This window comes from Noviherbaspirillum pedocola (genome assembly GCF_016632335.1).
Taxonomy (GTDB): Bacteria; Pseudomonadota; Gammaproteobacteria; order Burkholderiales; family Burkholderiaceae_D; genus Noviherbaspirillum_A; species Noviherbaspirillum_A pedocola.
The window spans coordinates 146,071-165,350 of sequence record NZ_JAEPBG010000001.1 but is presented as its reverse complement, the minus strand read 5'-3'; the positions used below and the strand labels follow the sequence as shown (position 1 = coordinate 165,350).

General features: G+C 64.4%; 18 protein-coding genes. 11 read left to right on the top strand and 7 right to left on the bottom strand.

Annotated features, from left to right (window positions below; all coding sequences use genetic code 11):
• Positions 1–82: 82 nt before the first annotated feature.
• Complete coding sequence (locus JJB74_RS00765) at positions 83–1,108, bottom strand: DUF6352 family protein (protein ID WP_200589677.1); 1,026 nt, start codon at positions 1,106–1,108, stop codon at positions 83–85.
• A gap of 327 nt (positions 1,109–1,435) precedes the next feature.
• On the opposite strand from JJB74_RS00765, the gene JJB74_RS00760 reads away from it, so the two are divergent.
• The 6 genes from JJB74_RS00760 (at position 1,436) to JJB74_RS00735 (ending at position 7,790) form a co-directional block, all read left to right on the top strand.
• Complete coding sequence (locus tag JJB74_RS00760) at positions 1,436–2,974, top strand: ABC transporter ATP-binding protein (protein WP_200589675.1); 1,539 nt, start codon at positions 1,436–1,438, stop codon at positions 2,972–2,974.
• Positions 2,967–4,028, top strand: coding sequence for an ABC transporter permease (locus JJB74_RS00755; protein ID WP_200589673.1), 1,062 nt, complete (start codon positions 2,967–2,969; stop codon positions 4,026–4,028). Before JJB74_RS00760 ends, JJB74_RS00755 begins: the two co-directional genes overlap by 8 nt.
• A 2-nt stretch (positions 4,029–4,030) precedes the next feature.
• Positions 4,031–4,963, top strand: coding sequence for an ABC transporter permease (locus JJB74_RS00750; protein ID WP_200589671.1), 933 nt, complete (start codon positions 4,031–4,033; stop codon positions 4,961–4,963).
• 83 nt (positions 4,964–5,046) lie between these two features.
• Positions 5,047–6,198 carry a BMP family ABC transporter substrate-binding protein gene (locus JJB74_RS00745; protein ID WP_200589669.1) on the top strand — a complete coding sequence of 384 codons (1,152 nt, stop codon included), beginning with the start codon at positions 5,047–5,049 and terminating at the stop codon, positions 6,196–6,198.
• Positions 6,199–6,267: 69 nt separating this feature from the next.
• Positions 6,268–6,771: a nucleoside deaminase gene (locus JJB74_RS00740; protein WP_200589667.1), complete on the top strand. Its 504-nt coding sequence runs from the start codon at positions 6,268–6,270 to the stop codon at positions 6,769–6,771.
• Positions 6,768–7,790 carry an aromatic ring-hydroxylating oxygenase subunit alpha gene (locus JJB74_RS00735; protein ID WP_234483443.1) on the top strand — a complete coding sequence of 341 codons (1,023 nt, stop codon included), beginning with the start codon at positions 6,768–6,770 and terminating at the stop codon, positions 7,788–7,790. The genes JJB74_RS00740 and JJB74_RS00735 overlap by 4 nt, the downstream gene beginning before the upstream one ends.
• 27 nt (positions 7,791–7,817) lie before the next feature.
• Here JJB74_RS00735 and JJB74_RS00730 read toward each other — a convergent pair whose 3' ends face one another.
• Both JJB74_RS00730 and JJB74_RS00725 read right to left on the bottom strand, forming a co-directional pair.
• Entirely contained in the window at positions 7,818–7,967 is a 150-nt protein-coding gene (locus JJB74_RS00730; protein WP_200589663.1) for a hypothetical protein, read from the bottom strand.
• 13 nt (positions 7,968–7,980) lie between these two features.
• Positions 7,981–8,208 carry a hypothetical protein gene (locus tag JJB74_RS00725; protein WP_200589661.1) on the bottom strand — a complete coding sequence of 76 codons (228 nt, stop codon included), beginning with the start codon at positions 8,206–8,208 and terminating at the stop codon, positions 7,981–7,983.
• A 616-nt stretch (positions 8,209–8,824) separates the two neighbouring features.
• On the opposite strand from JJB74_RS00725, the gene JJB74_RS00720 reads away from it, so the two are divergent.
• Complete coding sequence (locus JJB74_RS00720) at positions 8,825–10,366, top strand: glucan biosynthesis protein G (protein WP_200589658.1); 1,542 nt, start codon at positions 8,825–8,827, stop codon at positions 10,364–10,366.
• Positions 10,363–12,948 (top strand): glucans biosynthesis glucosyltransferase MdoH, encoded by a 2,586-nt coding sequence (mdoH, locus tag JJB74_RS00715; protein WP_200589655.1) that lies wholly within the window; start codon positions 10,363–10,365, stop codon positions 12,946–12,948. The genes JJB74_RS00720 and mdoH overlap by 4 nt, the downstream gene beginning before the upstream one ends.
• A gap of 153 nt (positions 12,949–13,101) precedes the next feature.
• Here mdoH and JJB74_RS00710 read toward each other — a convergent pair whose 3' ends face one another.
• Genes JJB74_RS00710 through JJB74_RS00695 form a run of 4 tightly spaced genes read right to left on the bottom strand, consistent with a single transcriptional unit; the run spans position 13,102 to position 17,106 of the window.
• Positions 13,102–14,151 (bottom strand): VWA domain-containing protein, encoded by a 1,050-nt coding sequence (locus JJB74_RS00710; protein ID WP_200590706.1) that lies wholly within the window; start codon positions 14,149–14,151, stop codon positions 13,102–13,104.
• Complete coding sequence (locus JJB74_RS00705; RefSeq protein WP_200589653.1) at positions 14,151–15,080, bottom strand: DUF58 domain-containing protein; 930 nt, start codon at positions 15,078–15,080, stop codon at positions 14,151–14,153. Before JJB74_RS00705 ends, JJB74_RS00710 begins: the two co-directional genes overlap by 1 nt.
• Positions 15,055–16,071, bottom strand: coding sequence for an AAA family ATPase (locus tag JJB74_RS00700; protein WP_234483441.1), 1,017 nt, complete (start codon positions 16,069–16,071; stop codon positions 15,055–15,057). Before JJB74_RS00700 ends, JJB74_RS00705 begins: the two co-directional genes overlap by 26 nt.
• Before the next feature lie 33 nt (positions 16,072–16,104).
• Positions 16,105–17,106: a S1C family serine protease gene (locus JJB74_RS00695; RefSeq protein ID WP_200589651.1), complete on the bottom strand. Its 1,002-nt coding sequence runs from the start codon at positions 17,104–17,106 to the stop codon at positions 16,105–16,107.
• Positions 17,107–17,337: 231 nt separating this feature from the next.
• On the opposite strand from JJB74_RS00695, the gene JJB74_RS00690 reads away from it, so the two are divergent.
• From JJB74_RS00690 to JJB74_RS00680, 3 genes are all read left to right on the top strand, one after another.
• On the top strand, positions 17,338–17,724 hold the full coding sequence (locus JJB74_RS00690) for a hypothetical protein (RefSeq protein WP_200589649.1): 387 nt from the start codon (positions 17,338–17,340) through the stop codon (positions 17,722–17,724).
• Positions 17,725–17,957: 233 nt separating this feature from the next.
• The gene (locus JJB74_RS00685; RefSeq protein WP_234483439.1) at positions 17,958–18,623 is read left to right on the top strand and encodes a hypothetical protein; all 666 of its coding nucleotides are present in this window, start codon (positions 17,958–17,960) and stop codon (positions 18,621–18,623) included.
• A gap of 155 nt (positions 18,624–18,778) precedes the next feature.
• Positions 18,779–19,276, top strand: a complete 498-nt coding sequence (locus JJB74_RS00680) for a MarR family winged helix-turn-helix transcriptional regulator (RefSeq protein ID WP_200589647.1) — start codon at positions 18,779–18,781, stop codon at positions 19,274–19,276.
• Positions 19,277–19,280 lie beyond the last annotated feature (4 nt).

Genomic DNA, 19,280 nt, shown 5'->3' with positions numbered 1-19,280 from the left:
TGAACGCGGCACAGTGCGCGGCTAAGAGTGTGCCGGCATGGCGAGCGACGCACCGCGTGGGCTCGCGCCCACCCTACGCGCGCTATGCGAGCCGCGCCAGCGGCAGATTCACCAGCAAGTTCTGCGGCTTGATGCGCAACTGCCCGTCTTCATCCATGGCCGCAGCCAGATAAATCGGCCGGCTGGCGACCGAGGGCAGCAGCAGCGATGCATCGGCAACGTCCATCCGGAACAGCGCCAGGATGCGGCGCTGGCGCTCGGCTTCCAGGCTGGCGCCGCGCCACAGATCGTTCAGGATGGCGCTGGCCTGCGCATCCAGTCCGATATGCCAGGCCCAGTTCGGCTCTTCAATCTTCGCCAGCGGCGTTACCGTTACCCCGATATCGAAAAAGCGTGCGATCCACGCTTCCATCAGCCGGCAGAACGCCGCCTGCCCGGCGCTGCCCCAGGAAAAATTCAGCACCAGGTCATGCCGGTCGCTGCGCTGCCAGTAGCGCTGTGCATTGTCCGCTTCCAGCACCTCGAGTTCGACACGGCGCGCGCGGATGCGCGCTTCCGCCAGCAGCCGGCCCAGGTCGCCATAACTGCCGCCGGACTCATGCATCGCCACGGTGGCGGCGTCGGCCAGCAGCACCGCGCCATCCTGCAGCGACGCCTTCTGCGGCCGGAAAAACAGTTCAGCGGCGCGCACCCGTTGCGCATCGTCACAGCCGTCGAGCATGACGCGCAGGATGATTTGCGTGATCTGACGCACGAAGACCGGCGGCACGTCGACCTCGCCGCGAAACAGTTCCAGATAGGCCGCTTCCAGGTTCGCGCTGGCCTGCAGCCGCGCGCGCAGCGCCAGCAGCCAGCCATAGTTTTCGATCGCATCCGCATCGCCGATGGCCGCCAGTTCGGCATCGCTCACCGGCCGCAGCGGGTCGTCCAGCAATGCCGCATGCAGCGCACGCTCGGCTGGTCCGGATTCGGGCACCGGCGCCGCCTCGGGCCGTTGCCACCAGATGCGCATCAGCGCAGCGGAAAACGTCGGGCGCCCGGCGTCGTCGCGGCCGGCGAGAGCAGCGCCGCAATCGGGCCAGAAATCGGGAAAGTGCGTATGGGACAAGGAAAACTCCGCCGGAAAGAGCCCGGAAAATGTCGGTGTGGCAAGAAAGCTGCGCTGGCGCGGCCCGGTAGTGTATCTCGGCAACCGTTGGTCGATATACAATCTGGCGCTTATCGCACACTTATTATGGATATGGTTGAACGGCGGAGTGCGGTATTCGAAACAACAGCGCATCATCACGGTGCATCTGTGCACCAGTGTGCAACTGATTCGATCATCGTCATGGTAATGGCGCCAGAATCGGCTGGCCTGTCTCTTGCTTGATGGAATTGCCAACAACCTGTGGCGTAATTTGGGAACAATCGGCACAGCCGAAAGAAAACATTGATGAATGCGCGTTTAACGCTTGAAGGCATCACCAAGGCGTATCCGGCCGTGGTGGCCAACGACCAGGTCAGCCTGACCGTGCAACCAGGCGAGATCCATGCGGTGCTCGGAGAAAATGGCGCCGGCAAATCGACGCTGATGAAGATCATCTACGGCGCGGTCAAACCCGACGCCGGCACGGTGCGCTGGAACGGCAAGGACATCAGCGTGGCCAGCCCGGCGCAGGCGCGCGCGCTCGGCATTGCAATGGTGTTCCAGCATTTCTCGCTGTTCGACACGCTGACCGTGGTGGAGAACATCGCCCTGGGCCTGCCGCCGGACACCAGGCTCGACAGCCTGGCCGCACGCATCACCGCCACCGCTGCCCAGTACGGCCTCGAACTCGAGCCGCAGCGCCATGTGCATACGCTGTCGGTGGGCGAGAGGCAGCGCGTGGAAATCGTGCGCGCGCTGCTGACCAATCCGCAACTCCTGATCCTGGACGAACCGACCTCGGTGCTCACGCCGCAGGCGGTGGAAAAACTGTTCGAAACCCTGCGCCGATTGGCCGCAGAGGGCTGCAGCATCCTGTACATCAGCCACAAGCTCGACGAGATTCGCGCGCTCTGCCACACCTGCACCGTGATGCGCGGCGGCAAGGTGACCGGCGTGTGCGATCCGCGCCAGGAAACCGCGGCCAGTCTGTCGCGCATGATGATCGGCTCGGAATTGCCGCAGTTGCATCCGCGTCCGCATCAGCCGGGCGCGCCGCGTTTGACGGTATCCGGACTGTCCTTGCCAAAGGCGCATGCCTTCGCCACCGAGCTGACTGATATCGCTTTCGAAGTGCGCGCCGGTGAAATCCTCGGTGTGGCCGGCGTGTCCGGCAACGGCCAGCAGGAATTGCTGGCGGCGCTGTCCGGGGAAGATACCCGTGCGCCGGCAGAGGCGATCAGGATCGATGACCGCCCGGCGGGCCGGCTTAATGCGGCCAAGCGCCGCCTGCTCGGCCTGGGTTTCGTGCCGGAAGAACGGCTCGGCCGCGGCGCGGTGCCGGCGATGTCGCTGGCCGACAATGTGCTGCTGTCGCACCAGGGTCCGGAGACCGTTTCGTCCGGGATGATCCGGCGCGGCGCGATCACGGCCATCGCCGCCGGCATCATCGAACGCTTCCGCGTCAAGGCCGGCGGTCCGCAGGCGGCGGCGCGCAGCCTGTCCGGCGGCAACCTGCAGAAATTCATCGTCGGGCGCGAAGTGCTGCGCAATCCGAAGGTGCTGATCGTCGCCCAGCCGACCTGGGGCGTGGACGTGGGCGCGGCGGCGCAGATCCGCGCCGAATTGCTGGCGCTGCGCGATGCCGGCTGCGCGTTGCTGGTGGTATCGGAAGAGCTGGATGAATTGTTTGAAATTTCGGATCGATTGATGGTGATAGCGAAGGGCAGGGTACGGCCGGCAGTGCCGACGGCGCAGGCAACGGTCGAGCAGATCGGCCTGTGGATGAGCGGCATGGGCGAGGCTCAAACGCCGGCGTCGACCGAATTGGAGCGTGGTCATGCTTAGGCTGCAGCCGCGTTCGGCGCCATCGAAAACCATGTCCTGGGCGTCGCCGCTGGTGGCGGTGCTGTTGACCACGCTGTCGGGCGCCTTGCTGTTCGCCATGCTTGGCAAGAATCCGATCGCAGGCCTCTCGGTGTTTTTCTGGGAGCCGCTGCGCAATCTGCGCGGCTGGACCGAGATCGGCGTCAAATGCACGCCGCTGATCCTGTGCGCGGTCGGTTATGCGATCTGCTATCGCTCGTCGGTGATGTCCATCGGCGCGGAAGGCATGCTGGTGGCCGGCGCGATCGGCGGCGGCGGCGTGGTGCTGGCGCTCGATCATGGCAGCGGCGGCGGCGCGGTGGCGATCGCGATCGCGCTCATCGGCGGCATGCTGGCCGGCATGGTTTGGGCCGGCATCACCGCCTTGCTCAAGGATCGCTTCAACACCAATGAAATCCTGGTGTCGCTGATGCTGGTGTACATCGCGCAATTGCTGCTGTCCTACCTGGTCACCGGGCCATGGAAGGATCCGATGGGCTTCAACTTCCCCCAATCGCGCATGTTCTCGCCGGGCTATCTGCTGCCCATCCTGGTGCCGACGACGCGATTGAACCTCGGTTTCGTGCTGGCGGTAGTCGCTGCCATCGGCGGCTGGATTTTCCTCGCGCGCAGCTTCCCGGGTTTCCGGCTGCAAGTCGGCGGCATGGCGCCGCTGGCCGCGCGCTATGCCGGTTTTTCGCAGCGCGGCGCGCTATGGACGACGCTGCTGATCAGCGGCGCGCTCGCCGGGCTGGCCGGCGCGATCGAAGCAATGGGCCCGGTCGGGCAGCTGATTCCATCGATGTCGCCCGGCTATGGTTTCGCCGCGATCATCGTCGCCTATGTCGGTCGGCTGCATCCGATCGGCATCCTGTTTTCGAGCTTCATCATGGCCTTGTTCTATATCGGCGGCGAACTGGCGCAGTCGCGCCTGGGCCTGCCGAGCGCGATTACCGGCGTGTTCCAGGGCATGCTGCTGTTCTTCCTGCTTGCCGCTGACATCCTGATCGCTTACCGCATCCGCTGGGGGAAATAACGATGGAAACCTTTGCACTGCTGCTGGCCCCGGCGCTGGCGGCAACGATCAACGCCGGCACGCCGCTGATGCTGGCTGCCTTTGGCCTGCTGGTAAACGAGAAGTCTGGTGTGCTGAACCTCGGCGCGGAAGGCATGATGCTGCTGGCCGCGATTGCCGGTTTCGCCACCACGATCGCCACCGGCAGCGTTACGCTCGGTTTTCTCGCGGGAGCCGCGGCGGGCGGCGCGGCGGCGGCCTTCTTCGGCTGGATGGTGCTGTGGCTGAACACCAATCAATATGCGACCGGCCTGGCGCTGTCGATCTTCGGCGCCGGTCTGTCGGCCTTCCTCGGCATTCCGTACACCGGCATGAGCCTGAAGGCATCCAGCGTGGCAATCCCGGGCCTGTCCAAGATTCCGTTCTTCGGGCCGGTGCTGTTCAACCAGCATCCGATGGTCTACATCGCGCTCCTGCTGTGCGCCTTCCTGGCCTGGTTCCTGAACCATAGCCGCACTGGCCTGGTGCTGCGCGCGACCGGCGAATCGCCCGAGTCCGCCCATGCGCTCGGCTACAGCGTGCGCGGCATCCGCATGGCGGCGGTGATCTTCGGCGGCGCCTGCTGCGGCCTGGCCGGTGCCTATCTGGCGCTGGTCTACACGCCCTTGTGGCAGGAAGGCATGACTGCCGGCAAGGGCTGGATCGCTCTGGCGCTGACCACCTTCGCCTGCTGGAAACCGTGGCGCGTGGTCGGCGGCGCCTGGCTGTTCGGCGGCGTCACCATCCTGCAGCTCAACCTGCAGGGCTTGGGCGTGGCGGTGCCGGCGCAGATCATGGCAATGCTGCCGTATGCGGCGACCGTGCTGGTGCTGGTGCTGATCTCGCGCAATCCGGACTGGATACGCCTGAACATTCCGGCGTCGCTGGGCAAGAATTTCAATCCGAATTCCGCTTGAAACCACTCGTTGCTGAATTAGAATTTACTTTCGGTCAACATTACGTTTTTTTGTTCAACCTTTGTTCCATTCTGGGGAAATCCATGCCTGACATGAAGAAGCGCAGCACGCTGAAAGCCGGTCTGCTGGTTGCCGCATCCACGATGATGCTGGTCGCCTGCGGCGAGAAAACTGAAAACAAGACGGCTGCTGCGCCCGCTGCGGCTCCTGCTCCGGCTGCTGCGGCAGCCAGCGGTCCGCTGAAAGTGGCCTACGTCTACGTCGGCCCGGTCGGCGACGCCGGCTGGACCTTCGCGCACGATGCCGCGCGCAAGGCGGTCGAAGCCGACTTCGGCGACAAGATCCAGACCACCTATGTCGAAAAGGTGGCCGAGGGCGCCGACGCCGAACGCGTGTTCCGCGACCTGGCCAGCCAGGGCAACAAGCTGATCTTCGGCACCAGCTTCGGCTACATGGAGCAGATGCTGAAGGTGGCCAAGGATTTCCCGGACGTGAAGTTCGAACACGCCACCGGCTACAAGACCGCGCCTAACCTGGCCGTGTATGAAACCCGCACCTACCAGGGCGCCTACCTGGCCGGCGTGCTGGCCGGCAAGATGACCAAGTCGAACAAGCTCGGCGTGGTGGCTTCCTTCCCGATTCCTGAAGTGATCCGCAACATCAATGCCTTCACCCGCGGCGCGCAATCGGTCAACCCGAACATTTCCACCCGCGCGGTCTGGGTATCGTCCTGGTTCGATCCGGCCAAGGAACGCGATGCCGCAATGACGATGATCGGCCAAGGCGTCGACGTGCTGATCCAGAACACCGACTCCCCGGCCACGCTGCAAGCGGCTGAAGAGAAGGGCGTGTATGCATTCGGCTGGGATTCGGATATGTCCAGCTTCGGTCCCAAGGCGCACTTGGCGTCGGCCGTCATCAACTGGGAGCCGTATTACAAGCAGACCATCCAGTCGGTGCTGAATGGCTCCTGGAAGAACGGCACCACCTGGTGGGGCGTGAAGGAAAACTCGATCGACCTGGTCAACGTCAATCCGGTGGTACCGGATGAGGCGAAGAAGGCGATGCAGGATGCGAAGGCAACCATGGCTTCGGGCAAGGACATCGCGTTCGCTGGACCGATCGTCGATCAGTCCGGCAAGGAAGTCCTGGCTGCCGGCAAGGATCCGGACGAAGGCATGCTCAAGGGCATGAACTTCTACGTGAAGGGCGTGGAAGGCTCGATTCCGAAGTAATCGCAAGTCATGCAGAAACAGGGGCTGTCCGTCGTCGCGGGCGGCCCTTTTCGTATCCGGAGCAAAAACATGAATGCTGAGAACCCCACGCTGTCCGAGCGCGACCGTGCGCTGATGCGCGCCGCGCTGGCGGTGGCCGAGCGGGCCAAGACCGCCGGTCGTCATCCGTTCGGCGCCATCGTCGTCGACGAGCATGGCGCCATCGTCGCCGAAGCCGGCAACAATTCGATGCCGCCCGAAGGCGATCCGACCCAGCATGCCGAACTGCGCGCCGCTGCCGAGGCCGCGCGCAAGCTGCAACCGGCGGCGCTCGCGCGCGCCACGCTCTATACCAGCGCCGAACCCTGTGCGATGTGCGCCGGTGCGATCTACTGGTGCGGCATCGGCCGGGTGGTGTATGCGATGTCGGAAGAAGCGCTGCTCGGCCTGACCGGCAACCATCCGGAAAATCCGACGCTGTCGCTGCCTTGCCGCGACGTGTTCGCGCGCGGCCAGCGCCCGGTCGAAGTCGTCGGACCGTTGCCGGAAATGGAAGCCGAGGCGGCGGCGCCGCATATCGGTTTCTGGAAATGAGCGCGGCCATGGATCCGGTGCTGTGGAACGACTGGCATCCGGTGGCGGCGAGTGCGGCGTTGGCGCCGGGCGCGCTGCTGCCGGTGCGGCTGCTGGAGGAGGAGATGCTTGTCTGGCGGGATGCGTCCGGTGTGGTGCATGCCTGGAACGATCGCTGTCCGCATCGCGGCGCGCGGCTGTCGCTGGGCTGGGTGCAGGAAGACCGGGTGGTATGCGCCTATCACGGCTGGCAATTCGATGCCGCAGGCGCTTGCCGACTGCAGCCGGCGCAGCCGCATGACACGCCGCCAAAGACGGCCTGCGCGCGGCGTTTTGCTGCGCGCGAGGCCTATGGATTGGTCTGGGTCTGCCTGGGCGAGCCGGCGCTGGAATTGCCGCCGTTTCCCGAGCATGCGGATGCGCGCCTGCGCAAGGTGTTGTGCGGGCCGTATCCGGTGCATGCCTGTGGTCCGCGCGTCATCGAAAACTTCCTCGACATGGCGCATTTCCCGTTCATCCACGAAGGCATTCTCGGCGCGCGGGAATTCACCGAGGTGCCGGACTACCGGGTCGATCCTTATGACGATGGCCTGGGTGAGCGCGGCATGACCGGCGTGATCGCCACCGAATGCCATGCCTGGCAGCCGCAAGCCAATCTGCTGGCCGCAGGCGGCTCGATGGTGGAATACACGTATCGGGTAGTGCGTCCGCTCACCGCGATTCTGACCAAACTGCCCGCGCAGCAGGGCGGCCTGGCCGAAGCGATCAGCCTGCATGTGCAGCCGGAGGACGAGGAGCATTGCCGCGCCTGGATTGTGCTGGCGATGAGCAACGACAGTTCGAGCGACGAGGAATCGCGCGCATTCCAGGACCGGATCTTTCTGCAGGATCTGGCGATCCTGGAATCGCAGCGGCCGAAAGCGATTCCGCTCGAGCCAGGTATGGAAGTGCCGCAGCGTGCTGATCGGCTGTCCGCCGCGTATCGGCGCATGCTCAAGGCGCTGGACTTGCGCTATGGCGTCTTGCCGCAGGAGAGATGAACGTAAAGCGGAATCCGGATCGTACCGTCAGAAGGAGCTGCGGTAACTGCGTGCCGCCGTCGGCAAAGGCGGGCGCGACCCGGACTTCTTCATGTTTCGCACCATGGTCAGCCCGGTGCCGAGCGTGGTCAGCGCCAGCAGGGCAGCCAGGCAGACTTCCAGGGTGAGAATGGACATCGAAGCCGACAACTCAGTCGCGGCAGGCAACCGAACGCAGTTCGGCGGCGAGGTTCGGCGACAGCGCTTCGTATTGCCTGGCTGCACGCAGTATCGCGAGCTGGTTGCGCACGGTGCTGCTTTGGCCAGACGACGGCACGGTGACCAGCGCGGCAATCAGTTCACGGAAGGCGCGAAGCACGTTCTGTCCATAGCTCGGGGCAGCGTTGGTGCGCGCGGAAGACATGACAAAACTGGACATGATGGACTCCTGAGATAGTGAGGTTACGAGTTGATTATAGGAACGGGTACAGGCAGTTTCCAATTTCAGTTGACCATACCTTGTATTTGGATCGTGAATATCAGAAACACGCAACAGCCCTTAAACGGACTGTCTGTGCGGTTTTGTACGATGCTTAAATACGTTTATTGCATATCATGCACCGCACCATTGCTTAGTCCGCAATGATCCGGCGCAATCGCTTCCTGCCTTCCATTCATAGTCTGAAATCGCCAGATACGATCGGGAAACCTATTCGGCGCGCAAAACGATGCAACATGGAAACGCCCGGTCATAGGTATGCTTTCCGTGAGGATGGGATCACGGCGCATTACACTTTCTTACATAAAAGCCACGTTTCACCGGACTGGCGACGCTACATAGGAAAAGCAGGCTGCATGCCGCGAAAACGCGATGCCTGCGTGTCGAAAAGCGTGGATCGCTGATTTTTTCTTCCATCAGCATGCATTTGCGGAAGGTCGTAGCGGAGCGCTGGATGCCTCGACAAACGGGGACCATGTTGGCAAAGTAGGGCCCGTTCTTGAAATTCTGCAATTGCCTTTCGCTGTTTCCAGGCGCTTCCCCCACATGGAGTTACATGGCTGAACCGAGCTTGAAGTCACCGCTTTGCCTGCGCCATGCCGCGGCTCTCGCCCTTGCATGCGGCACGCTGTTTGCCGCGCCCGCGGCGCTGGCGCTGAGCTTCAATGACGTCGCGATGCAGGCCAAGACCCTGTCCGCGTCGCCGTACAAGGAGCCACGCACCAACCTGCCGAAATCGCTGCAGGAGCTCTCTTACGACCAGTACCGCGATATCCGCTTCGACATGGACCACGCGCTGTGGCGCGATGCGAAACTGCCTTTCGAAGTGGCCTTCTATCACGAGGGTCGCAACTTCAATCTGCCGGTGCGCATCAATGAAGTGGTCGGCAAATCGGTGCGGCCGGTGCGCTTCGATCCGAAGCTGTTTCATTACGGCGCGAACCGGATCAATCCCAAGGAACTCGCCGGTCTCGATTTCGCCGGCTTCCGCGTGCATTACCCGATCAACACGCCGAAATACAAGGACGAGGTGCTGGTCTTCCTCGGCGCCAGCTATTTCCGCGCGGTCGGCAAGGAACAGCGCTATGGCTTGTCCGCGCGCGGCCTGGCGCTCGATACCGCGCTCAATTCCGGCGAGGAATTCCCCCGCTTCACCGAATTCTGGATCGAACGTCCGCAGCCGAAATCGCGTGAACTGACGATCTATGCTCTGCTCGATTCGCGCCGCATGACCGGCGCCTACCGCTTCGTGCTCAAGCCCGGCAATGACACCGCCATCGATGTCACCGCGCGCCTGTTTCCGCGCGAGCATGTGACCAAGGTCGGCATTGCGCCCTTGACCTCGATGTTCTTCTCCGGCGAAAACCAGCGCGGTGGCGCCGATGACTATCGCCCGGAAGTCCATGATTCGGATGGTCTGTCGATCGAGTCCGGCACCGGCGAATGGATCTGGCGGCCGCTTGTAAATCCTAAGAAGCTGCTGGTGACCTCCTATTCGCTGTCCAATCCTTCCGGCTTTGGTCTGATGCAGCGCGACCGGCAATTCAGCAGCTACGAGGACCTCGAGTCGCGCTTTGAACTGCGACCCAGCGCATGGGTCGAACCGCTGAACAAGTGGGGCGCCGGGCGGGTCGAGCTGGTGCAGATTCCGACGCCCGACGAAACCAATGACAACATCGTCGCCTACTGGGTGCCCGATGCGTCGCCAACGCCCGGCCATCCATACGACCTGGAATACCGGCTCTTGTGGCAGATGAACCGGGAAAAGCGTCCGCCCCTGGCCTGGGTCACGCAAACTCGCCGCGGCCACGGCTACGTCAGGAAAGCCGATGACAGCATTTTCTTCAATGTCGATTTCGAAGGGCCGGCGCTGTCGAAGCTGCCCGACAACATCAAGCCGCAGGCCGTCGTCAGCGTCGACGGCAATGGCAAGCTGCTAGAGACCAATACCATGCGCAACGACGTGACCGGCGGCTGGCGCATGACGGTAAAGATGCAGCGGGCGGACGCCGGCAAGCCGGTCGAGCTGCGCGGTTTCCTGCGCAATGACAACCAGACTCTCTCGGAAACGTGGAGCTACATACTGAGCCCGGAATGAGGCGCGCAGACGCAGCAGCGCTGCGTGTGGCGCGCTATCTCGACCGGCTTGGCCTGTCGCCGCAGGCGCGCGCGGCGATCGAGGCGAAGCTGGCGATCGGCGCGCAGACCACGCCGGCGCAGGCGATGGCCGATCTGCATCGGCTGCTTGCCGAGCTGCAGCCCGATGCGCCCGGCGCCGATGCCGTCGATCCGGCGGCGGCGTCGATTGCGGCGCGCATCGGCTTGTCGCATGCGGCGCCGAGCGTGGAAGAAGATGCCCATGGCCAGGCGCGCCTGTGCGCCGCGCGGCCGCTGCATCGCGCCTCGATGACGCCGCATCCATGGGGACCGCTCAATCCGCTGGTGCGCTGGAGCGAGTCGGTGCTGCGTCGCCAGCGCGAATGGAAGGCGCGCGGCGCGACACGTCAGCGCGAACCCTGGCCCGCCGATGCGCCGCAGGCCGGCGGCAACCATCCGAACGCCTCGCCGCGCCGCCAGCCGGACGGCGGCCTGCGCCGCGGCATCCTGCTGCTCCTGATGCTGGGGCAGACCGCGCTGGCGACCTGGTTCATGGCGCAGGTGTTGCCTTACCAGGGCACGCAGCCGATCGAATGGGTCACGATGGCGTTTTTCGCCGTGCTGTTCTGCTGGGTCTCGGCCGGTTTCTGGACCGCGATGGCCGGCTTCTGGGTGCTGCTGCGCGGCACCGACCGTTACCTGATTTCGCGCAACGCCCATGAAGGCGCGGCGATACCCGAAAACGCGCGTACAGCGATCGTCATGCCGATCTGCAACGAGGATGTGACCGCGGTATTCGCCGGATTGCGCGCGACCTATGAATCGGTGGCGCGCAGCGGCGTGCTGGACCGCTTCGATTTTTTTGTGCTGTCCGACAGTTACCAGAGCGACACCTGTGCCGCCGAGGTCGCCGCCTGGTCGCGGCTGTGCCAGGCCGTGGAGGGCTTCGGCCGCATCTTCTACCGGCGCCGCCATCGCCGGGTCAAGCGCAAGAGCGGCAACATCGACGACTTCTGCCGGCGCTGGGCCAAGGATTACCGCTACATGATCGTGCTCGACGCCGACAGCGTGATGAGCGGCGATTGCCTGGCCACGCTGGTGCGGCTGATGGAAGCCAATCCGAACGCCGGCATCATCCAGACCGCGCCGCGCGCCGCCGGTCGCGACACGCTGTATGCGCGCATCCAGCAATTCTCGACCCGGGTGTATGGCCCGCTGTTCACCGCCGGCCTGCATTTCTGGCAGCTTGGGGAATCGCATTACTGGGGCCACAACGCCATCATCCGGCTCGACCCCTTCGTGCGCCATTGCGCGCTGGCGCCGCTGCCGGGCGAGGGCTCGCTGTCCGGCGAGATCTTGTCGCATGATTTCGTCGAAGCCGCGCTGATGCGTCGCGCCGGCTGGGGCGTGTGGATCGCCTATGACCTCGACGGCAGCTTCGAGGAAATGCCGCCCAACCTGCTGGATGAACTGAAGCGTGATCGTCGCTGGTGCCATGGCAACCTGATGAACTTCAAGCTCTTCGCTGCGCGCGGCATGCACCCGGTGCATCGCGCCGTGTTCGCCACCGGCGTGATGGCCTACCTGTCGGCGCCGCTGTGGTTCCTGTTCCTGGTGCTGTCCACCGGTCTCCTGGCCTACAACACGCTGAAGGAGCCGACGTATTTCGTCGAGCCGCGCCAGCTGTTTCCGATCTGGCCGCAATGGCATCCCGAGCAGGCGCTGGCGCTGTTCGGCGCGACCGCGACGCTGTTGTTCCTGCCGAAGATTCTGAGCGTGCTGTTGATCTGGATACGCGGGGCGAAAGGCTATGGCGGCCGGATGCAGGTAGCGGCGAGCATGCTCATCGAACTGCTGTTCTCGATGCTGCTGGCGCCGGTGCGCATGCTGTTCCATACGCGCTTCGTCAGCGCTGCCTACTTCGGCCTGGAAATGACGTGGAAATCGCCGCCGCGTGAGGACTCGGAAACCGCGTGGAGCGAGGCCGTCAGAAAGCATGGTTCGCACACGGTGCTCGGTTTCGCCTGGGGCGGCACGGTGTACTGGCTCAATCCTTCCTATCTGCCGTGGCTGATGCCCATCGCCGGCGCCCTGGTGCTGTCGATACCGATCTCGGTACTGTCTTCACGGGTATCACTGGGCCGGGCGTTTCGGCGCGCGCAACTGTTCCTGATCCCCGAGGAAGCCGAGCCGCCGCGCGAATTGCGCGAGCAGCGTAGCCACATCGCGGAAGCGCCGTCGCAGCCGGGCTTTGCCGAGGCGGCGGTCGACCCGGTGGTGAATGCGCTGCTGTGCGCCAGCGGGCGGGCGCGCAAGCGTTCGGCCTCGCTGCAGGCGGCGCGCGAGGCGTTGCTGCAGCAGGTCTGGCGCGCCGATCCCGAAAGCCTGACCGAGGCGCAGAAGTGGCCGCTGCTGAATGATCCGCTGCTGCTGTCGCGGCTGCACCTGGCCTTGTGGAGCGAGGAAGAAGTGCATCCGAACTGGCGCGCGATGATGGATAGGCCGGGCCAGGAAGGACATTGGCCTGGCGCGGCCGCAGCGACAGACCCTTTGTCGGATCCGGTAGCGTCGGTGGCCGATTAGCCTGGCGCTTGTGGTGTGTAGAGTGGGTGCGTAGGGTGGGCACAGCCCACGCGTACCTCCGAAGACCGCGTGGGCTGCGCCCACCCTACGGGATCTGACCAGCCTGAAAACATCGTAGTCCGGAAAAATCCGATGTGGCTTCGCTGGCGGTGATCACACGATCCGGTTAAACCACAACATCGACAGCAACGCCGACACGATCGCCAACAGCGCCGCCACGCCGGCAAACAGCGCCGTGATCTCGGTCGATTTCTTTTCCATCACGAAGCGCGAATTCAGCGACTTGTAGATCTCGTTCAAATCCTTCGCGGTGCCGGCGTAGAAGTAGCGGGCGTCGGTGGTCTTCGAGATTTCCTTCAGCGCATCCTCATCCAGCTTCACCCGCATCGACCAGCCTTCCTCGCCGAGGATTTCGCCATTGACCGTGCCCACGCCGACGGTGAACACGCGCACGCCGCGCTCGGCGGCCATGCGCGCCGATTCCAACGGGTCAGGGCCCGTCGTGGTCTGGCCGTCGGTGAGCAGGATGATCACGCCCGACGTATAGGAGCCGGGCTTGACCGGCTTGAACGGCGCCGCCGGCTTGGCTGCCGCCTGCTGGTCCAGCGAGCGCGGGCCATCCTTTTTGACCGCGCGCGGATTTTCCGCCTGCAAGTCGAATTCCACTTCCGGGATCAACGCCTTCAGCGACACCAGGATGCCGCTGCCGACCGCGGTGCCGCGCTGCAATTGAAAGCGGTCGATTGCGGCGATCAGGTCTTCGTGGTTGCGCGTCGGCGGCTGCACCACGGCCGCGGTGCCGGCGAAGGAGACGATGCCGATGCGCGTGGTCGGCGGCTGTTCCTCGATGAAGGTCTTTGCCGCCGCCTGCGCTGCCGCCAGCCGGTTCGGCTGCACATCGTTGGCGCGCATGCTGCCCGAGACATCGATGGCCAGGATCACGGTCTGGTCCAGCGAGGGCAGGGTGATCACCGCTGCCGGACGCGCCACCGCCAGCAGCATCGCCACCATCGCCAGGAAGAACAGCAGCGGCGGCAAATGGCGACGCATGCCGCCGCGCGCGCCCACCGCGCCCTTGACCATGGCCAGGTTCGCGTACTGCAGCGCCATGCGTTTCCTGCGCCGCTGCAGCCACAGATACAACAGCGCCAGCAGCGGCGCGGCCAGCAGCAGCCACAGCATCTCGGGCCACAGGAAAGTCATCATGTCCCCCGGTATCGCGACAGCGGCGCGCCGGCGGCCATGCGGCTGCGCTGGCGGCGCAGGTCGGCAAAGCGCATCACCGCGTCCATCAGGTCGTCGTCGGTCGACAGCTCCAGCACATCGACGCCGGCCTGCGCAAATGACTGGCGCAGCGCTTCTTCGCGACGCAGCGCGGCCTCGGCGAAGCGGCGGCGGAAGGCGCGGTCATGGGTGTCGACCACGAGCTGCTCGCCGCTTTCCGCATCCTGCATCGTCACGATGCCCAGATCCGGCAATTGCTGCTCGAGCGGATCGAACAGCCGCACCGCCAGAGTTTCATGGCGCTCGGCAACCTGGGCCAGCGGCCGCTCCCAGCCGGGCGCGCTGATGAAGTCGGAAATGATGAACACCACCGAGCGGCGCGGTATCGCATGCATCGCCGCTGTCACCAGGTCCGACAGCCGCGTTTCGCCGGGCTTGGGCGCCGGGCGCGTCATCATGCTGTTCAGGATGTGCAGCACATGGCGCCGGCCGCTGCGCGCCGGGATCACGGTGTCGAGCGTGCCGCCGTAGAAGGCCGCGCCGACGCGGTTGCCGTGGCGCGAGAACAGCCGCGCCAGCACGCCCACGAGTTCAGTCGCAACCATGCGCTTTCTGACCGTCTGCGAACCGAAGTCCAGCGACTGCGTGGTGTCGACCAGGAACCAGGCCGCGGTTTCGCGCTCCTCGTTGTAGACGCGCACATGCGGCGTCTGCAGCCGCGCCGTCACATTCCAGTCGATATGGCGCACGTCGTCGCTGTGCTGGTATTCGCGGAGTTCGGCCAGGTCCACACCCTGTCCGCGGAACAGGGTGCGGTAGTCGCCGTGCAGCAAGCCGTCCAGCCTCCGCAGCACCGTCCATTCGAGACGGTGCAGCAGTGCCTCAGGCGCCGCTTTCGACGCGGACATGGGTATCGAGCACCCGGTCGGGCGCAGGCAGGTGTTTCATGAGGCGGGCGATCAGCGCGTCGGCCGAGATGCCATCGGTCAGCGCCTGGTAGGACAGCGACAGCCGGTGCCGCAGCACGTCCGGCGCGATGTCGACCATGTCCTCGGGCACGACGTAGTTGCGGCCGCGCAGGAAGGCCAGCGCCCGCGCGCATTCCACCAGGTTGATCGTCGCGCGCGGGCTGGCGCCACAGGTGAGATAGTCGGCAGTGTCGCGCACGCCGTAGCGTTCCGGGTCGCGCGTGGCTGCCACCAGGCGTACCGCGTACTGGATCAGCGACGGATCGACAAAGCCGTTGCGGCATTCGCGCTGCATTTCGGCCAGGTGCTCGGTCGAGGTCACCGCCGCCACCGACGCCGCCGGGCCGGTGACCCGGTTGGCGATCACGAATTCTTCTTCCTCGCTCGGATAGCCGACCAGCACCTTCATCATGAAGCGGTCGACCTGGGCTTCCGGCAGCGGGTAAGTGCCCTCGGTCTCGATCGGATTCTGGGTGGCCATTACCAGGAAGGGCTGCGGCACCCGGTGGGTTTCGCCGGCGATCGTCACCTGGTATTCCTGCATCACTTCCAGGAGCGCGCTCTGCACCTTGGCCGGCGCACGGTTGATTTCATCGGCCAGCAGCAGGTGGGTGAACACCGGGCCGAAGGAGGTGGAGAAGTCGCCGGTCTTCTGGTTGTAGATACGGGTGCCAATCAGATCGGCCGGCACCAGGTCGGGCGTGAACTGGATGCGCTTGAACGAGCCGCGTATCGTGCGCGCCAGCGTCTTCACCGTGAGCGTCTTGGCCAGCCCCGGCACGCCCTCGACCAGCAGATGCCCCTGCGCCAGGATGGCCACCAGCACCCGTTCCAGGAAATGGTCCTGCCCGACCACCACCTTCTTCACCTCGTACAGGATCTGCTCCATCTGGCGCGACACATCGGTGCCGCCGTTCTGCATCTCGTTCATGGATAGCCTTCAGGTTGGGAATTCGATTCGGATTCAGAACGGCGACATGCCGGCCGCCGAAGCCGCGTTCTCGATCGGCACCGCGAAACCGATGCCGATGAACACGCCCTGGTCGCCCGGGTTCAGGATCGCGGTGACCACGCCGACGACCTCGCCATCCATGTTCACCAGCGGACCGCCGGAATTGCCGGGATTGGCGGCGGCGTCGAACTGGATCAGGTTGGACAGCACTTCCTTGCCTTCCGGCGAGCGGTATTCGCGCTTGAGCCCGGAAATGATGCCCGAGGTCACCGACGGGCCGATACCGAACGGGAAGCCGACCGCAATCACCTTGTCGCCCAGGGACAGGTCGCGGCTGGAGCGCAGCGTGGCGGCGACCAGGTCGTCCGGGATGCTCTGCGCCTGCAGCACTGCGAGATCATGCTCGGGCTGCACCTTCGTCACTTTGGCTTCCGAGACCGAGCCGTCGGCAAAGGTCACCTGCACCTTCTCGGCGCCGGCGACCACGTGCAGATTGGTCAGGATCACACCCTTGTCGACCACCACGATGCCGGTGCCCACGCCGGTCACCACTTCGCCGCGCCGGCCATCGACATGGCCGAGCTGGCGGATGCGTACCACCGAAGGTTCGATAACCGCGTAAGCGCGTTTCTCGGGCGAGGGCAGGGTCTTTTCCTGCATGGTGTGCAGCACCGCCGCGTCGATATCCTTTTGCGTGAGCACGCGCGGCAGCGGCCGGCCGGCATTCCACAGCGACATCAGCAGCAGCGACAGCACGACGCTGGAAAGCACCAGCATCAGGCGCTCATGGCGCCGGATCGCGCCGCGCAGGCGGGCGAAACGCGGTTTGGCTGGCGCGGATGAGGCGGCGGAAGGCTGTGCGGCAGAGGAGTCAGGTGCGGAGGCGGATGACGACGATGCGGCATCCCGAGGCTGGCGTGGCTGAGCGGGTGCGGCGGGATCGGCGCCTGGGCTGGCCGCCGGCGTGGCGCGCCGGTCGCGGCGCGAACTGCTGTAGAGCGGCGTCTTCTTCATCCGATCCGCCTCGGACAATGTGGTTGAAGTGCAAACAGTCTGGCAACGGTATCACTTCCGTCCGGCTTTTGCAGCGCCACCCGGCCGATTTTCTGTTTCGGTTGATTGTTCGCAAAAGCGTCGAATTTGCCGACAGTCGAAGCGATTTTGCGCAATTGCATGGGTATCAATGGTCCGAACCCGCTCCGGCCGGGGCCATCTAACCGATTTTGAACAGGCAAGGAGCCCATCATGGCGGACAGCACACTCGATCCCGACAATTTCACCGCGCAACCCGACCGGTCGCTCGGGCGCGGTCACGGCACCGACGCGCTTGGTCCGAGCGATCTTTCGGACAGCGGTTCCGACACCAGGGGACCGGGTCTGGCGCAAGACATCGGCCTCGGCCTGGACACCGGAACGACCTCGGACCCGGATGCCTCGCTGGCCGGGGGCAGCGACGGCCCCGATCTCGGCGATGCCGATCTCGACAGCGATTCGGATTCCGGTGGGACCGGCGAACGCAAGGAAGCCGGGCGCGATACGGTGCGCCATGCCGGTGGAGATATCGATGTCGACCGCATCGACTCGATCGGCGACGGCACGCCGGGCGACCTGGATGTTGATGCCGGTCGGTGATCGCTTCACTACCGTAGCCGTCGTAGAAAACGCGTACGGCTACGCGTCGCGCAAGCCGACGAAGCCCGCTCCTCGCAGCGGGCTTTTCCTTGCCGTTTTCTGATTTCGAAACGATAAGTTTTTTCCGCAAAACAACAAACAGGCGAAAATGTTAGGTGTTGGTCGGTGATCGGTGAAATAATTCCTCTACGCAATTTTTCCTCGCATCAACCTTATTAACTGACTCCCTGGCAATGAAATACCTGTTTGCGATTGGCGCTGTCGCGGCGATGTGCTGCGCACAAGCGCAGGCGATTGATCTCGCTCCCTCGGTTTCCATCGGTACCACCGGCTTCGGCGCGCATGTGGCCATGCCGCTGACGCAAAAGCTCGATGTGCGCGTCGGCGCCAACCTGTTCGACTACGACTACTCCGGCAAGCGCGGTTCGGTCGATTACAACTTCCAGATCAAGCTGCGCACCGTCGACCTGCTGCTCGACCTGTATCCGCTGCAGAACGGTTTCCGCGTCACCGGCGGCGCGATCTACAACAACAACCACGTCGATGCCATCGGCACGCCCAGCGTCGCCGGCACCTATGTGCTTAACGGCCATACTTACAGCGCCGCCGATGCCGGCAGCATCAACGGTCGCATCGATTTCCGCCGCTTCGCGCCTTATCTCGGCATCGGCTGGGGCAGCCGTCCGAGCGCAAAGGGCTGGAGCGTGAATGCTGATGTCGGCGCGATGTTCCAGGGCGGCGCGCGTGTCTCTGTCGACAACAGCGGCTGCAATTTGCCGGGCACCATGTGCGCTACGCTGCAGTCGGATATCCAGGCCGAAGCCGCTTCGCTGCACGACAAGATCGACAGCTACAACATCTATCCGGTAGTGCGCCTCGGCGCGGTTTACCGCTTCTGATCTGTCACGCGCAACGGCTTTCCGCCGCTGCGCGCCTTCTCTTTCCGTTCTCTGCATCAGGCAATCCGCAGTGCGCGCAGTACATCAAGCGCGTACTGCGGATTTTTGCTATATTCCTGCTTAGTCAGTTACAGGCAGGTCTGATGATAAACAAGATGCAAGAACTTTTTTCCGACGGAAATTACGCGGTCGAGCGCAGCGTCGGCTATCTGCTGGCCCGATCGCGCGCCCGGCTGGCGCGCGCGCTCGATGTCGAACTGGCTGCGCATGGCATCACGCATGCGCAGGGCAGCATCATCCTGATGCTTGCCAGCGGTCGCTTCAGCACCGCCGCCGAGCTGGCGCGCGAGCTGTATGTCGATTCCGCGTCGATGACCCGCATCGTCGACCGCCTGCAGAAGCGCGGCATGCTTCTGCGCATGCCTCGCGTTGGCGACCGGCGGATAATCGATCTCCGTTTGACCGAGGAAGGCCAGCGCCTGGGGCGCCTCCTGCCCGACCTGTATGCGCAGGTGCTGAACCGCAGCTTCCAGAAATTCAGCCCGGAGGAAATCCGGCAGCTGCGCTCGCTGTTGTGCAAGCTGCTCGACGAGGAAGACATCGTCGCCGGCGCCGCCGCATGCGCACGCCTCCAAGAACAACACCATGACTGAAGCT

What these genes read in the sequence shown, in the direction of transcription:
- JJB74_RS00760 (WP_200589675.1), top strand. Translation starts at nt 1,436, where the DNA reads ATGAATGCGCGTTTAACGCTTGAAGGCATCACCAAGGCGTATCCGGCC.
- JJB74_RS00755 (WP_200589673.1), top strand. Translation starts at nt 2,967, where the DNA reads ATGCTTAGGCTGCAGCCGCGTTCGGCGCCATCGAAAACCATGTCCTGG.
- JJB74_RS00750 (WP_200589671.1), top strand. Translation starts at nt 4,031, where the DNA reads ATGGAAACCTTTGCACTGCTGCTGGCCCCGGCGCTGGCGGCAACGATC.
- JJB74_RS00745 (WP_200589669.1), top strand. Translation starts at nt 5,047, where the DNA reads ATGCCTGACATGAAGAAGCGCAGCACGCTGAAAGCCGGTCTGCTGGTT.
- JJB74_RS00740 (WP_200589667.1), top strand. Translation starts at nt 6,268, where the DNA reads ATGAATGCTGAGAACCCCACGCTGTCCGAGCGCGACCGTGCGCTGATG.
- JJB74_RS00735 (WP_234483443.1), top strand. Translation starts at nt 6,768, where the DNA reads ATGAGCGCGGCCATGGATCCGGTGCTGTGGAACGACTGGCATCCGGTG.
- JJB74_RS00730 (WP_200589663.1), bottom strand. Translation starts at nt 7,967, where the DNA reads ATGTCCATTCTCACCCTGGAAGTCTGCCTGGCTGCCCTGCTGGCGCTG.
- JJB74_RS00725 (WP_200589661.1), bottom strand. Translation starts at nt 8,208, where the DNA reads ATGTCCAGTTTTGTCATGTCTTCCGCGCGCACCAACGCTGCCCCGAGC.
- JJB74_RS00720 (WP_200589658.1), top strand. Translation starts at nt 8,825, where the DNA reads ATGGCTGAACCGAGCTTGAAGTCACCGCTTTGCCTGCGCCATGCCGCG.
- mdoH (WP_200589655.1), top strand. Translation starts at nt 10,363, where the DNA reads ATGAGGCGCGCAGACGCAGCAGCGCTGCGTGTGGCGCGCTATCTCGAC.
- JJB74_RS00710 (WP_200590706.1), bottom strand. Translation starts at nt 14,151, where the DNA reads ATGACTTTCCTGTGGCCCGAGATGCTGTGGCTGCTGCTGGCCGCGCCG.
- JJB74_RS00705 (WP_200589653.1), bottom strand. Translation starts at nt 15,080, where the DNA reads ATGTCCGCGTCGAAAGCGGCGCCTGAGGCACTGCTGCACCGTCTCGAA.
- JJB74_RS00700 (WP_234483441.1), bottom strand. Translation starts at nt 16,071, where the DNA reads ATGAACGAGATGCAGAACGGCGGCACCGATGTGTCGCGCCAGATGGAG.
- JJB74_RS00695 (WP_200589651.1), bottom strand. Translation starts at nt 17,106, where the DNA reads ATGAAGAAGACGCCGCTCTACAGCAGTTCGCGCCGCGACCGGCGCGCC.
- JJB74_RS00690 (WP_200589649.1), top strand. Translation starts at nt 17,338, where the DNA reads ATGGCGGACAGCACACTCGATCCCGACAATTTCACCGCGCAACCCGAC.
- JJB74_RS00685 (WP_234483439.1), top strand. Translation starts at nt 17,958, where the DNA reads ATGAAATACCTGTTTGCGATTGGCGCTGTCGCGGCGATGTGCTGCGCA.
- JJB74_RS00680 (WP_200589647.1), top strand. Translation starts at nt 18,779, where the DNA reads ATGCAAGAACTTTTTTCCGACGGAAATTACGCGGTCGAGCGCAGCGTC.